This is a genomic window from Bordetella bronchialis, assembly GCF_001676705.1.
Taxonomy (GTDB): Bacteria; Pseudomonadota; Gammaproteobacteria; order Burkholderiales; family Burkholderiaceae_B; genus Bordetella_C; species Bordetella_C bronchialis.
Genome location: NZ_CP016170.1, coordinates 374945 through 388324 on the forward strand (window position 1 = coordinate 374945; position 13380 = coordinate 388324).

At 67.7% G+C, this 13380-nt stretch carries 10 protein-coding genes, 1 tRNA gene and 1 pseudogene; 4 read left to right on the plus strand and 8 right to left on the minus strand.

Annotated elements, in window-relative coordinates; translation table 11 throughout:
• Nucleotides 1–268 precede the first annotated feature (268 nt).
• Together BAU06_RS01680 and BAU06_RS01685 are read left to right on the plus strand one after the other, a co-directional pair.
• On the plus strand, nt 269–1498 hold the full coding sequence (locus BAU06_RS01680; RefSeq protein ID WP_066343604.1) for a CaiB/BaiF CoA transferase family protein: 1230 nt from the start codon (nt 269–271) through the stop codon (nt 1496–1498).
• A 140-nt stretch (nt 1499–1638) separates the two neighbouring features.
• Nucleotides 1639–3156, plus strand: coding sequence for a 3-hydroxyacyl-CoA dehydrogenase (locus tag BAU06_RS01685; protein WP_066343606.1), 1518 nt, complete (start codon nt 1639–1641; stop codon nt 3154–3156).
• A gap of 143 nt (nt 3157–3299) precedes the next feature.
• Here BAU06_RS01685 and proB read toward each other — a convergent pair whose 3' ends face one another.
• The 4 genes from proB to rplU all read right to left on the minus strand — a co-directional run bounded on the left by proB (nt 3300) and on the right by rplU (nt 6432).
• Nucleotides 3300–4436, minus strand: a complete 1137-nt coding sequence (gene proB / locus BAU06_RS01690; protein WP_066343609.1) for a glutamate 5-kinase — start codon at nt 4434–4436, stop codon at nt 3300–3302.
• 79 nt (nt 4437–4515) lie between these two features.
• Nucleotides 4516–5706, minus strand: coding sequence for a GTPase ObgE (gene obgE, locus BAU06_RS01695; protein ID WP_066343611.1), 1191 nt, complete (start codon nt 5704–5706; stop codon nt 4516–4518).
• Nucleotides 5707–5826: 120 nt separating this feature from the next.
• On the minus strand, nt 5827–6087 hold the full coding sequence (gene rpmA, locus BAU06_RS01700) for a 50S ribosomal protein L27 (protein WP_066343613.1): 261 nt from the start codon (nt 6085–6087) through the stop codon (nt 5827–5829).
• Nucleotides 6088–6120: 33 nt separating this feature from the next.
• Nucleotides 6121–6432 (minus strand): 50S ribosomal protein L21, encoded by a 312-nt coding sequence (gene rplU / locus BAU06_RS01705; protein ID WP_066343621.1) that lies wholly within the window; start codon nt 6430–6432, stop codon nt 6121–6123.
• Nucleotides 6433–6936: 504 nt separating this feature from the next.
• Between rplU and ispB the strand changes: the two genes are divergently transcribed.
• Together ispB and BAU06_RS01715 are read left to right on the plus strand one after the other, a co-directional pair.
• Nucleotides 6937–7902 carry an octaprenyl diphosphate synthase gene (ispB, locus tag BAU06_RS01710; protein WP_066343624.1) on the plus strand — a complete coding sequence of 322 codons (966 nt, stop codon included), beginning with the start codon at nt 6937–6939 and terminating at the stop codon, nt 7900–7902.
• Nucleotides 7903–7972: 70 nt separating this feature from the next.
• A tRNA-Pro gene (locus BAU06_RS01715) sits at nt 7973–8049 on the plus strand.
• 177 nt (nt 8050–8226) lie between these two features.
• Here BAU06_RS01715 and BAU06_RS27250 read toward each other — a convergent pair.
• From BAU06_RS27250 to BAU06_RS01730, 4 genes and pseudogenes are all read right to left on the minus strand, one after another.
• Complete coding sequence (locus BAU06_RS27250) at nt 8227–8541, minus strand: EthD family reductase (protein WP_335617501.1); 315 nt, start codon at nt 8539–8541, stop codon at nt 8227–8229.
• Between the two features lie 21 nt (nt 8542–8562).
• Nucleotides 8563–10026: pseudogene (locus BAU06_RS01720) on the minus strand (MFS transporter); the annotation flags it as partial.
• 53 nt (nt 10027–10079) lie between these two features.
• The gene (locus tag BAU06_RS01725; RefSeq protein ID WP_066343628.1) at nt 10080–10676 is read right to left on the minus strand and encodes a TetR/AcrR family transcriptional regulator; all 597 of its coding nucleotides are present in this window, start codon (nt 10674–10676) and stop codon (nt 10080–10082) included.
• Between the two features lie 268 nt (nt 10677–10944).
• Nucleotides 10945–13263, minus strand: coding sequence for a molybdopterin guanine dinucleotide-containing S/N-oxide reductase (locus BAU06_RS01730; RefSeq protein WP_066343633.1), 2319 nt, complete (start codon nt 13261–13263; stop codon nt 10945–10947).
• Nucleotides 13264–13380 lie beyond the last annotated feature (117 nt).

The following is a 13380-nucleotide window of genomic DNA, read 5'->3' on the forward strand; positions in this document are numbered from 1 at the left end:
GTCGGCCGGCAGGTGCGCCCTTCTGCGGCCGGGCTGGCGCCTCTCGCGGCAGGTGGCGGGCAGGGGGACCGCCCGCGCCGGGCCACCTTCCGCGCGTTTCCCCAGGCGCTCCCCGTCCCGCCCGTCCCGTGGCGAATTTCCACTGCATGAGACAGCGAGGGCGGCGGGCGATGCGCGCGCGGCCATGGCGGCCGGCGGCGCGGGCGAGATGTCAGGCACAATAGCCAACTGCTCTTTTTTGCCTCGTAACCCTTCGCGACCCGCGTCCATGTCCACTCGTCCCGCTCCCCTTACCGGCATCCGCGTCCTCGACCTGACCCGCGTACTCGCCGGCCCCTGGTGCACCCAGAACCTGGCCGACCTGGGGGCCGAAGTCATCAAGATCGAACGGCCGGGCAGCGGCGACGACACGCGCGGCTGGGGCCCTCCTTACTTGAAGGACGCCGAGGGCAACGACACGACAGAGGCCGCCTACTATCTCTCGGCCAACCGCAACAAGCTCTCCGTGGCCCTGGACATCGCCACGCCGCGCGGCGCCGAGCTGGTGCGCGAGCTGGCCATGCAAAGCGACATCCTGGTCGAGAATTTCAAGGTCGGCGGCCTGCGCAAGTACGGCCTGGACTACGAAAGCCTGAGCCAGGCCAATCCGCGGCTGATCTATTGCTCCATCACCGGCTTCGGCCAGACGGGCCCCTACGCCAGCCGGCCCGGCTACGATTTCATGATCCAGGGGATGGGCGGCCTGATGAGCATTACCGGCGAACGCGACGACGCGCCGGGCGGCGGGCCGCAGAAGGCCGGCGTCGCGGTGGCGGACCTGATGACCGGCATGTACTCCGTCACCGGTATCCTGGCGGCGCTGTTCGAGCGTGAACGCAGCGGGCTGGGCCAGCACCTGGATATGGCCCTGCTGGATTGCCAGGTCGCGATGATGGCCAACCAGAACCTGAACTACATGACGTCGGGCAAGGCGCCTCGGCGCGCGGGCAACGCGCACCAGAACCTGGTGCCGTACCAGGTGTTCGCCGTCAGCGACGGGCACATGATCGTCGCCGTGGGCAACGACAGCCAGTTCCGCGCCTACTGCGGCGTCATAGGGCTGCCCGAACTGGCCGACGATCCCCGCTTCGCCACCAATCCCAAGCGGGTCGTGAACCGCGAGGTGCTGGTACCCATCCTGGCCGAGCGCATGGCCCAGGGCGAGCGCGACCACTGGCTGGCCGAGCTGGAACGGGTGGGCGTGCCGGCGGGGCCCATCAATACGCTGGACCAGGTCTATGAGGACCCGCAGGTGCAATTCCGCCAGATGCGCCGCGAATTGCCGCACCCGGTGGCCGGCACCGTGCCTATCGGGGCCAGCCCGCTGCGGTTTTCCGGCAGCCCGGTGGAATACCGGCGCGCGCCGCCCCTGCTGGGGCAGCACACCGAACAGGTGCTGCGCGAACGGCTGGGCTTGACCGACGGCGACATCCAGGCGCTGGCCGCCGGAACCGTTTGAACGACCAAGGAACCGCCGCCCGCTGAACGGCCGCCGGTGGCGGCATCCGCCGGGGCGGGCATGGCGGGACACCGTGACGCGCCGTCCGCCGAAGGGGTGGGCGCGCGCCCGCAACGAATCACAGGCAGGAGACCGACATCATGACAGGGACCATCGACATCATCGGCATCGTGGGCGCGGGCGCCATGGGACGGGGCATTGCCCAGATCGCCGCCCAGGCCGGCCTGACCGTGCGGCTGTACGACACGAGCGCCGACGCCGTGGCCGCCGCGCGGACCAGCCTGCAGCAGACATGGGCCAAGCTGGCGGAGAAGGGCAAGCTGAGCGCGGACGACGCGGGGCAGGCGCTCTCGCGCATCGTGCCCTGCGGCGCGCTGGCCGACCTGAAGGATTGCCAGCTGGTGGTCGAAGCCATCGTCGAACGCCTGGACATCAAGCGCGAAGTCTTCAAGCAGCTGGAGGAAGTCGTCGCCGAGACCTGCATCCTGGCTTCCAACACGTCCTCGCTATCGATCACGGCCATTGCCGCCGCCTGCCGGTTGCCTTCGCGCGTGGTGGGCTATCACTTCTTCAACCCCGTGCCGCTGATGAAGGTCGTGGAGATCATCGACGGCCTGCGCAGCGACCCGGCCGTCGGGGATGCGCTGGTCGAACTGACCCGCCGCATGGGCCACACCCCCGTGCGGGCGCGCGATATGCCGGGCTTCATCGTCAACCATGCCGGCCGCGGGATGAACACCGAAGGCCTGCGCGTGGCGCAGGAGTCGGTCGCGACGTTCGCCCAGGTCGACGCCATCATGCGCGAGCAGGCCGGCTTCCGGATGGGGCCGTTCGAGCTCCTGGACCTGACCGCGCTGGACGTTTCGCATCCCGTGATGGAGTCCATCTACCGCCAGTTCTTCGACGAGCCGCGCTTTCGCCCCTCGCCCATCACCACGGTGCGGCTGGCCGGCGGGCTGGTGGGGCGCAAGGCCGGCGAAGGTTTCTACCGCTATGCGGACGGCCAGAAGCAGGTCCCGCCGGAGCCGCCCGTGCCGCCCGCGACGGCGGGTTTGAAGGTATGGGTCAGCGGCATCCACCCGCAGGGCCATGCCGCGGTGTGCGCGCTGCTGGACGAGCTTGGCGTGGCGCGCGCGCCGGATAGCCGCGCGCCGGACGACGCGCTCATCGTCGTCACGCCCTTTGGCGAGGATGTATCCACGGCGGTATTCACCCAGGACCTGGACCCGGCGCGCACGGTGGCCATCGACGCCTTGCACGGCTTCGATTCCAAGCGCCGGCGTACGGTCATGGTCTCGCCGGCGACGCTGCCCCAGTGGCGCGACGCGGCGCATGCGCTCTTCGCGGCCGACGGCGCGCCGGTCAGCGTGATCGAGGACTCGCCCGGCTTCGTCGCGCAGCGCATCGTCGCCACCATCGTCAACATCGCCTGCGACATCGCGCAGCAGCGTATCGCCACGGCGGAGGATATCGACAAGGCCGTCACGCTGGGCCTGGGCTACCCCATGGGGCCCTTGGCCATGGGCGACGTCCTGGGTGCGGCGCGCATCCTGGAGATCCTGCGCAATATGCAGCGCGTGACCGGCGATCCCCGTTACCGCCCCAGCCTGTGGCTGCAGCGGCGCGTGCAGCTGAAGATGTCGTTGCTGGAAGGCTAGCCTGGCGGGGGATCCGGGCAGGGGTTGCTGGCTGCCCGCCCTAGACCAGGGAAATACGAAGACGCGAGCAAGGAAGGCGCACCGGCCGCGACTTTCGTGAGGCGCCCGGCACACCGGGAGACCTCCGGCGCACCGCCTGGATTTCAGAGCACGACCAGATTGTCCCGGTGCACGAGTTCCGGTTCGGTCATGCTGCCGAGTAGCGTCTCGATGCGGGAAGAGGGCTGGCGCATGATGCGCCGTGTGTCCGCCGCGGAATAGTTCACCAGCCCGCGCGCGCATTCATGGCCGTCCGTGTCCACGCAGGCGACGACATCGCCGCGATCGAAGTCGCCTTGTACATCGATGACCCCGATGGGCAGCAGGCTTTTGCCTTCCTGCTTGAGCGCGCGGACGGCGCCTTCGTCCAGGACCACGCGGCCGCGCAGGCGCAGGTGGTCCGCCAGCCATTGCTTGCGGGCCGACCACACCGGCAATACCGCGCGCAGCTCGCTGCCGATGCACTCGCCTTGCGACAGGCGCACCAGCACGTCGCGTTCGCGGCCGGACGCGATCACGGTGTGCGCGCCGCTGTGCGCGGCGCGCTTGGCGGCCAGCACCTTGGTCAGCATGCCGCCGGTGCCGATGCCGCTGCCCGCGCCACCGGCCATCGCTTCCAGCGCCGGATCGCCGGCCTGGGCGTGCGAGACGAAGCGGGCATCGGGATGCTTGCGGGGGTCGGCCTCGTACAGGCCGCGCTGGTCGGTCAGGATGATCAGCGCGTCCGCTTCGATCAGGTTGGTCACCAGCGCGCCCAGCGTGTCGTTGTCGCCGAAACGGATCTCGTCGGTAACCACCGTGTCGTTCTCGTTGACGATGGGCACCACGCCCATGCGCAGCAGCGCGAAAAGCGTGGACCGCGCGTTCAGGTACCGGCGCCGGTCGGCCAGGTCTTCGTGCGTCAACAGGATTTGCGCCGTGCGCAGGCCATGTTCCGCGAAGGCGGCTTCATAGGCCTGCGCCAGGCCCATCTGTCCGACGGCGGCCGCCGCCTGCAGCTCGTGCATGGCGGAGGGACGCTTGCGCCATCCCAGGCGGGCCATGCCCTCCGCGATGGCGCCGCTGGACACCAGGACCAGTTGCTTGCCCTGTTGCCGCAGCGCGGCGATCTGCTGCGCCCAGTGCGCGACCGCGATGCGGTCCAAGCCGCGGCCCTCGTTGGTGACGAGCGTGGATCCTACTTTGGCGACCAGCCGGCTGGCGGCGGCGATGACGGAGACGGCATGGGTGTCGGCGGACATGACAAAGCCGGAGCGTGAACGGGTGAAGGCGTCGGGCGCGCCGCACGCAATGCGCGCGGCCGCAGAATGCGATTATGGCTTATTCGTCACCGCCACGCGGATCGATTCCGCGGGGGTCAATGCCGCGGGGATCGTCACCCCGTGCGCCGGCCTCGCGCGGTTCCGCGTTGGACCGCGTGTCGTCGAAGCGCGGGTCCTCGGCGACGTAGGTGCCTTCCGCCTGGTCCTGGGCGATCTGGTCCTTGCGGTTCTCCGCGTCCAGGTAATCCTGGAGCGCCCAGATCAGTTCCTGCGTGCCCTCGCCCGTCAGGGCGGAAACGGTATGGACCGGACCGGTCCATTCGAATTCCCGGCAGAAACGGGCCTTCAGGTCTTCCGCATCTTCGGCGGGGATCATGTCCAGCTTGTTCAGGACCAGCCAGCGCGGCTTGGCGGCCAGCGCGGCGTCATAGCGGCGCAGTTCCTCGACGATGGCGCGGGCATTGGCCACCGCCTGCGGAATGGGATCGGCTTCCGGGTCCGGCGACGAGACATCCACCAGGTGCAGCAGCACACGGGTACGCGCCAGGTGGCGCAGGAACAGATGGCCCAGCCCGGCGCCCTCGGAGGCGCCTTCGATCAGGCCCGGGATGTCGGCGACCACGAAGCTGCGCGATGCCGACGTGCGCACCACACCCAGATTGGGATGCAGGGTCGTGAACGGATAATCGGCGATCTTGGGCCGGGCGTTCGAGATCTTGCTGATGAGCGTGGATTTGCCGGCGTTCGGCAGGCCCAGCAGGCCGACATCGGCCAGCACCTTCAATTCCAGGCGCAGGCGGCGCTGCTCGCCTTCCTTGCCCGGCGTCCACTGGCGCGGGGCCCGGTTGGTACTGGACTTGAAGTGCAGGTTGCCCAGTCCGCCTTGTCCGCCCGCGGCCAGCACGACTTCCTGGCCATGGCGGCTCAGGTCGAACAGCTGTTCGCCGGTATCCGCGTCATGCACGATGGTGCCCACGGGAACGCGCAGCACGATATCGGGCGCCGCGGCGCCGTATTGATCCGAGCCGCGGCCGTTTTCGCCGTTGCGCGCGCGGTGCAGGCGGGCGTAGCGGAAATCGATCAGCGTGTTGATATTGCGGTCCGCAATGGCGATGATGCTGCCGCCGCGCCCGCCGTCGCCGCCGTCCGGCCCGCCCTTGGGAATGAATTTTTCGCGGCGAAAGCTCGCCACGCCGTTGCCGCCCTTGCCGGCAATGACTTCAATGGTGGCTTCGTCGACGAATTTCATGATGGCGATGCGCGCGCCGGGGCGCGGGCTCCTTGCGGATGGTTTCGATTGAAAGAGTAAAACAAAAAGCCCTGCCGCAAGCGACAGGGCTTTTCGCGGTACGGATCGGCAATCGCGCGCTTATTCAGCGGCGACGATCGATACCGTCTTCTTGTTCAGCGCGCCCTTGGTGGCGAACTGCACCTTGCCGTCGACCAGCGCGTACAGCGTGTGGTCCTTGCCCATGCCGACGTTCACACCGGCGTGGACGCGGGTACCGCGCTGACGCACGATGATGGAACCGGCCGGGATCAGTTGACCGCCGTAGGCCTTGACGCCCAGTCGCTTCGATTCCGAATCGCGACCGTTCCGCGTAGAGCCGCCGCCCTTTTTCTGTGCCATGTTTTAGCTCCTGCTATGGATACCGGATGCGCGTCAGGCCGTAATGGCCTCGATGCGGATTTCGGTGTAGTTCTGACGGTGGCCCTGATGCTTCTGATAGTGCTTGCGACGGCGCATCTTGAAGATCTTGACCTTGTCGTGCCTGCCATGCGCAAGAACGGTCGCCTTGACCACGGCGCCGGAGACGATGGGCGTGCCAACTTTCAGCTGGTCGCCTTCGCCCACGGACAGAACCTGGTCCAGGGTGATTTCTTGCCCAATGTCAGCAGGTATCTGTTCTACCTTGAGTTTTTCGCCGGCTGCGACACGATACTGCTTGCCGCCGGTTTTTATGACCGCGTACATGGGTAAATTCCTATAAGGGGTTTATCTTCAGCGTCTGCTTGCGCTTGCCGGTCTGTCGAAAGTCTTTATGCTCGACTTTCGGCGGGCGGCGGGTCTTTGATCCCTGGGTCTTCCGAGGGTCTTCTGTGGATCTTTCGATCCCTTCGACTCTTACCGAAGCGGGGCCATGGGCCAATGGGCCAATGAGCCCCCCCGCAGCGCGCCGGGTTTCCCCAGCGGACAAAACGCTGAACTTGGGATTCTATCCTGGCCAGACGGCGATGTCAAAAAGTACAGCCGGACCAAGGAGTTACGCGTTGCGCCCAGGGTGCCGGCCGGCGGGCGGCCCGCCGTTTGCTTCCATGGCCGCGCAGGGCGCCTGCCGCGCGGACGCCCGGGCGCGTCGTGGCACGGTCCCGCCAAGGTGACACCGTATAATTCGCACGACCCCCGGCCGGCTTGCATGGCGGGCGCGGGCCCGCGACATGAGCCTTTCCGCTCGTCTTTCTAGCACCCGGACACGTCTTGAATCTCCCCGAGCTTATTGCCCCTGTTGCCGACGATATGAAGGCGGTCGACGCCGTCATCCGTGCCCGGCTGAATTCCGACGTCGTGCTCATCCGCACCATCGGCGATTACATCGTCGGCGCCGGCGGCAAGCGCATGCGTCCGGCGCTGCTGCTCATGATGGCGCGCGCCCTGGGGTATGAGGGCTCGGCCCACCATACGCTGGCGGCGGTGGTGGAATTCATCCACACCGCCACCCTGCTTCATGACGATGTCGTGGACGAGTCCGACCTGCGGCGCGGCCGCCAGACCGCCAACGCGGTGTTCGGCAACGCCGCCAGCGTGCTGGTCGGCGACTATCTGTATTCCCGCTCCTTCGAGATGATGGTCGACGTGGACTCGATGCGCGTCATGGCCATCCTGTCGCAGGCCACCACCGTCATCGCGGAAGGCGAAGTGCTGCAGTTGTTGAACGTGCACGATCCCGACGTGTCGCAAGAGCGCTATCTGCAGGTGGTGCGCTACAAGACCGCCAAGCTGTTCGAGGCCGCCGCCCAGGTGGGGGCCGTCCTGGCGGGCGCCACGCCCGAACAGGAACAGGCCGCCGCGGCCTATGGCCGCCATATCGGCACGGCCTTCCAGCTGGTGGACGACGTGCTCGATTACGATGGCGACGCCGCGGCGCTGGGCAAGAACGTCGGCGATGACCTGCGCGAAGGCAAGCCTACCTTGCCGCTGATCCGCGTCATGGAAGTCGGCACGCCCGCGCAGCAGGAACTGGTGCGCAATGCCATCCAGACCGGCGACGCCGATTTCGAGGCCGTGGCCGCTGCCATCCACGACACCGACGCGCTGGGCCATGCCATGCAGGCCGCCCGCGCGGAAGCCGAACTGGCCCGGCAGGCGCTGGCGGGTGTCCCGATTTCCGTTTATCAGCAATCCCTGCTAGAATTCTGCGCTTTCGCGGTAAACCGCGATCGATGATCGTAACGCCGCAGCGATGTGCCACGGGATCTACCCACGGCGCGGATGCAAGGCGGGACGGCAGCGAAAACGGGGCGTAGCTCAGCCTGGTAGAGTACTGCGTTCGGGACGCAGGAGTCGGAGGTTCGAATCCTCTCGCCCCGACCACTCAAGTGGTCAAATTCCGGAGCCAGATCAGTGATTCGCTGATCTGGCTCTTTTCTATTGGGCGTGGCGTGGCCGCTGCATCGATATGCGCCGCATGTAGCCCTCGCGCTGGATACAGGTCGCGTGCCACACCGCCCGGGCGGCGAATGCTGCGGCTCGGCGACCCCGCTTCCACCTTTACAGATCGACGGCACGTACTCGCATCGGCGTGGCCCCGGTATAGCGCGGAACATCCGCCATCACCGTCGGCGCTTCCGCGGAAGTAAACGCGGCCTCGATCGCCGCTTCGTCGCGGAAGACGCATTCGCAAATGGCCAGCGTGTTGTGTTCCAGGGCGGGAAAGAACGCGGCCACGCTCTGCAGGCCATGCTTCTCCCAAGCCTGCATGACCAGGGGCAGGTGGCGCTTGACGTAATAATCCCGATCGAAGCGGGTTTGCGGCGTGCCCTGGTAGTAAACGTACACGACGGCTTGCGATTTACTTGCAGTCATTCCGGTGTCACTCCTGGCGTGGCGCCATGCAGGCTGCGCGGAAGGCGGTGCTTCCGTTTGCCGGACCAAGGTCACACCCAGGCACGCGCCGGTGGCCAGGCAGAAAGCGATGCAAAGGATGGCGACGATGAAGGCGTGCGTGATCGTCGCCGCATCGTCGTGCGCGCCGAGCTGGCTGTAGAAAACGCCGCCGATCAGGGCCACGCTGAGGGCGGTGCCGACCTGCAAGGTCGAACTCGCAATGCCGGCGATCATGCCGGAGAAGGCCGGCACGACGCGGCCCGTTATCATCCGCATCAGCATCGGCAGCGCCAGCCCTTGGCCGAAACCAATGGCGAAAAGCATGACGGCAAGCGGGACGGACGCCGGTTCGTCACCGGTGGGCGCTGCGGCGACCAGCCACGCCAGGGCCAGGAAACCGATGGTCTCCAATCCCATGCCGACCGGCGCGACCCAGCCCCCCACAAGGCGCCGGCACAATGGCATGGCGAGCGGGCCGAGCAGGTAGCCGATACCGAACGGCAGGAAGACCAGGCCCGCGTCCAGGGCGCTGACGCGCAGAGCGTTCTGCAGATAGACCGAGAGCAGCAGGAAAAAGGAAGCGATCGCATAGAACAACAAGGCGATCAAAAGCGCGCGGCCCAGCCCCGGTGCGCGCAGGGCCGCGGGGTCGAGCAGCGGAGCGCCGCCGGCGCGGGCAAGCTTGCCTTCATGGCGCCAGAACGCCCATGCCAGCATGGGCACGGCGGCGAGCGACAACCAGGACCACCAGGGCCAGCCGGCCTCGCGGCCTTCTATCAGCGGCACGACCAGCAAGGCCAGGGTAAGCATCGACAATCCCACGCCGCCAGGGTCCAGCTTGCCAGTGCGCGGCTCGCTCCTTCCTTTCAATAGAGGGATGCCGAACAGCATCACCAGGATGGCCACGGGCAGATTGATAAGGAATACCGCGCGCCACCCCAGGCCCAACACGTCCAGCGAAATCAGTATGCCGCCCAGGGCCTGCCCGATCACGGCGGCCAGGCCGAACACCGCGCCATACAGGCTGAGCGCCAGGGGTTTCTCCGATTCCGGGAAGATGGCCTGGACGGACGCCAGCGCCTGCGGCGCCATGACCGCCGCTGTCAGCCCCTGCAAGGCGCGTCCGGCGATGAGCGACCAGGGAGACCAGGCCAGGCCGCACAGCAGGGATGCGGTGGTGAATCCCATAAGCCCCAGGAAGAACACGCGGCCACGGCCGTATAGGTCGCCCAGCCTGCCGCCGGTAATCAGGCTTACCGCATACAGCGCGGCATAGGAAGAAATGACCAGCTGTTCGGCGGAGGACGAGGCGCCCAATTCTTGCTTGATCGAGGGAAGCGTCACGTTGACGATGAAGAAATCCAGCGGCGGCAAGAACGACCCGACCAGCAGAACGGTGAACATGGCCCAGCGGCGTGGATCGGGCGGGGCCGGATGGTGCGGGGGCGTCTTGTGCAGGGGCATAGGAGTCCTAAATAAGGAACCAATCAGTTCCTAATAAGCCAAAAAAATAGCGCTCAGTCCAGAATGCGCATCGTGTTATCCACTACGGCGATCATGTCCGCTTCCGGGACACCGGTTTTTCCCAGCACGCGCATCCCTTGTATCTGGCAGACGAGGACGCGCGCCATGGCCTGCTCGTCCCCTTCGGGAATCTCGCCGCTTGCCTGGCCGCGCACGATGGCGCCGGCGTACAGCTGCTGCAGGCGCCGGAACATGCGGCCGGTACGTTCCGCGATCTCGGCGTCATGGGCGGCCATTTCGGCTGCCATGGCCACGACGAGACAGCCGCGCCGCCCCGCATCGCCGGCGGAAAGCGCCGCGTAGCGCATCAGCGACGCGCGAATTGCCGCCTTGGCGCTGCCCGGCTGCGACAGGAGGTCCGCGGTCGCCTTCAGGCCCGCGGCCATGTACTGGTCCAGCGCCGCCAGCAACAGGCCTTTCTTGTCGCCGAATGCCTTGTACAGGCTGCCCCGCGACAGGCCCGTTCCCTCGATCAGGTCGGGCAGGGACGCGCCTTCATAGCCGCGGTCCCAGAAAACATCCATCGCATCGCGCGCGGCCTCGTCCAGGTCGAATTCGCGAGGCCGTCCTAGTCCCGCCTGGTTTGCCATGGTTTCCCTCGCCCACGCCGTCATATATGAACTGATCGGTTCCGATATTAGCACCGGTCCTTGGCACACGGCAAATCGTGGGAGTCTGCTCCCTTGTCCCAAGCTTTGGGGAGAGGCTTTCGCACGGGAGCGCGAGCGCATCCCCGGTCATGTGGGCGTTGCAGCCCGGCGACGAGCTGGTAAGCGCGCTCGATGTCTGGGTCCTGGGTCGATTCGTCGCCACCGGCCAGCAAGACAACAGTCGATCGCGACACGGCGCGCGTGAGGCTCATACCGGCGGATCGAACGCCCGCACCGGGGGGACCTTGCCCTGGTAGCGCCGCACCTGCACGGCGGTGAGTTGCCCGGTACAACCCTGCGCCAGCGACGACGTCCCGACGTCCCGCGTCAGCACGTTGGGATTGCCGTGCACGCAGAACGGCGGGTCCGCCGGATCGCTATCCGGCGCGGGATCGAACCACGCCCCCGTCGGCAACTGCACCACGCCCGGACGGATGCCGTCGCTCAGCGCCACACCGGCCAGGCATCGGCCGCGCGCGTTGTACAGCTCCACGATGTCGCCATCCGCAATGCCACGCTCGGTGGCGTCGTTCGGGTGCATGGTGCACACTTCGCGCCCCGCCAGCTTGCTGGCCACGCTGTGCGCGCCAAAATCCAGCTGGCTGTGCAGACGCGTGGCCGGCTGGTTCGCGACCAGATAAAGCGGGTGATCTTCCGTGGGCGCATCCCGCGGGGGCAACCAGGCCGGGTGGCCCGGGCAATCCGCGTAGCCGAAGCCGGCCACGACCGGAGAGGAAATCTGTATCCGCCCACTGGGCGTGGGCAGCGGCTTGCCCGCCGGATCGTCGCGAAAGGCGCGCAGGATGCCGCCGTCGTCGGCCTGCTGCGGCAGCAGCAGTTCGCCCCGCGCCCAGAAGGTGTCGAAATCCGGCGCGTCCAGGCCGCGCTCGGCCAGCGCGGCCCGCGTGCGCTCATACAGGTGCCGCAGCCACTGCGCGCTGGTGCGGCCTTCCGTGTAGGCCTGGCGCGTGCCCAGGCGTTCGGACAGGTCGGCGAAGATGTCGTAGTCGTCGCGCGCCTGTCCGTGCGGCGGGGCGATGCGATGCATGGCCACCATCAAGGGGTCGGTCGGCGCCGCGCCGATGTCCTCGCGCTCCAGCGTCATCGTGCAGGGCAGGACGATATCGGCGTGGCGCGCCGTGGCGGTCCAGCCGATCTCGTGGACGACGAAGGTGTCCAGCGTGCGGAAGGCCCGCGCCAGGCGCCCCAGGTCCTGGTGGTGATGGAAAGGGTTGCCGCCGGCCCAGTAGGCCAGCCGGATGTGCGGATAGACATGCCGCTTGCCGTTGTAGTCGAAGGCCGTGCCGGGATGCAGCAGCATGTCGGCGATGCGGGCGACCGGAATGAAATCGCGGATGCCGTTGGTGCCCTGCGGCAGTGCCGCGACCGGTACGGCGTTCATGCGCTTGCCGTAGTGCGCCAGCGTGCCCAGGGCATAGGCGTAGCCGCCGCCGGGCAGGCCGATCTGGCCCAGCATGGCGGCCAGTACCGCGCCCATCCATACCGGCTGTTCGCCGTGTTCGGCGCGCTGCAGGGCGTGCGCCACCGTCACCAGCACGCGCTTGCCGGCCAGCGACCGCGCCAGGGCGTGGATGGACGACGCCGGCAGGCCGCATCGCGCGGCGGCCCAGGCCGCCGTCTTGGGCACGCCGTCGGCGCGGCCCAGCAGGTAGGCTTCGAACGCGTCCCAGCCGTCGCAGTAGTCGCGCAGAAAGGCCTGGTCGTGCAGGCCTTCCGTCGCGAGCACGTGCGCCAGGCCCAGCATCAAGGCGGTGTCCGTGCCCGGCACGATCGCCAGCCATTCGGCGCGCGACTCCGCCGGCATATCGCTGCGCAGCGGGCTGATCGACACGAAGCGGCAGCCGCGCGCCGCCGCGCGCGCCATGGACTCGCGCTCGATATGGCGGCTGATGCCGCCGCTGGCCACGCGGGAGTTCTTCAGCGCCATGCCGCCGAAGGACAGCACCACGTCGGAATGCTCGACGATCTGTTCCCACGTGACGTTGCGCCGGGCGACGTCGTCCATGCTGCCCAGGATATGCGGCAGGATCACCGCCGAGGCCCCCGCGCTGTAGCTGTTGACCGACCGCACATAACCGCCCAGCGCCGTGTTCAGGAAGCGATGCACCTGGCTTTGCGCATGATGGAAACGCCCCGCGCTGGACCAGCCATAGGATCCGCCGAACACCGCCTGCGGGCCATGCAGGTCGCGCACCCGCGACAGCTCGGCGGCCAGGCGATCCAGGACCTCGTCCCAGGACATGGGCACGTAGCCATCGTGTCCGCGGCGATCGTCAGGACCGGGCCCGCGTTCCAGCCATCCGCGCCGCACCATCGGCGTGGTGACGCGTACCGGATGGTCCAGGGCGTTGGTGAAGTTCTGTATGAGGGGATTGGGATCCGGGTCGCCGGGGTGCGGCTGGACACTCAAGGATCCGTCGCGCCAGGCCGCCCGGAATACGCCCCAATGCGCGCTGTGCGGCCGCATGGCGGCGGTGGATGCGGGAACCGGGGATTCAGTTTTCATGCGCGTTCAAGGATGAAACAGGTGGATCGGCGGAACGGATCGCGATGGCGTCGCCAGCGGGCGCTCATACGCCCGGATCCGGCGACGCCGCCGTGGCCGGGCGCGGCCGCGGGCGGG

Excerpts from the sequence above, each read along its gene's own strand:
- BAU06_RS01680 (WP_066343604.1), top strand. The coding sequence starts at position 269 with ATGTCCACTCGTCCCGCTCCCCTTACCGGCATCCGCGTCCTCGACCTG.
- BAU06_RS01685 (WP_066343606.1), top strand. The coding sequence starts at position 1,639 with ATGACAGGGACCATCGACATCATCGGCATCGTGGGCGCGGGCGCCATG.
- proB (WP_066343609.1), bottom strand. The coding sequence starts at position 4,436 with ATGTCCGCCGACACCCATGCCGTCTCCGTCATCGCCGCCGCCAGCCGG.
- obgE (WP_066343611.1), bottom strand. The coding sequence starts at position 5,706 with ATGAAATTCGTCGACGAAGCCACCATTGAAGTCATTGCCGGCAAGGGC.
- rpmA (WP_066343613.1), bottom strand. The coding sequence starts at position 6,087 with ATGGCACAGAAAAAGGGCGGCGGCTCTACGCGGAACGGTCGCGATTCG.
- rplU (WP_066343621.1), bottom strand. The coding sequence starts at position 6,432 with ATGTACGCGGTCATAAAAACCGGCGGCAAGCAGTATCGTGTCGCAGCC.
- BAU06_RS27250 (WP_335617501.1), bottom strand. The coding sequence starts at position 8,541 with ATGACTGCAAGTAAATCGCAAGCCGTCGTGTACGTTTACTACCAGGGC.
- BAU06_RS01725 (WP_066343628.1), bottom strand. The coding sequence starts at position 10,676 with ATGGCAAACCAGGCGGGACTAGGACGGCCTCGCGAATTCGACCTGGAC.
- BAU06_RS01730 (WP_066343633.1), bottom strand. The coding sequence starts at position 13,263 with ATGAAAACTGAATCCCCGGTTCCCGCATCCACCGCCGCCATGCGGCCG.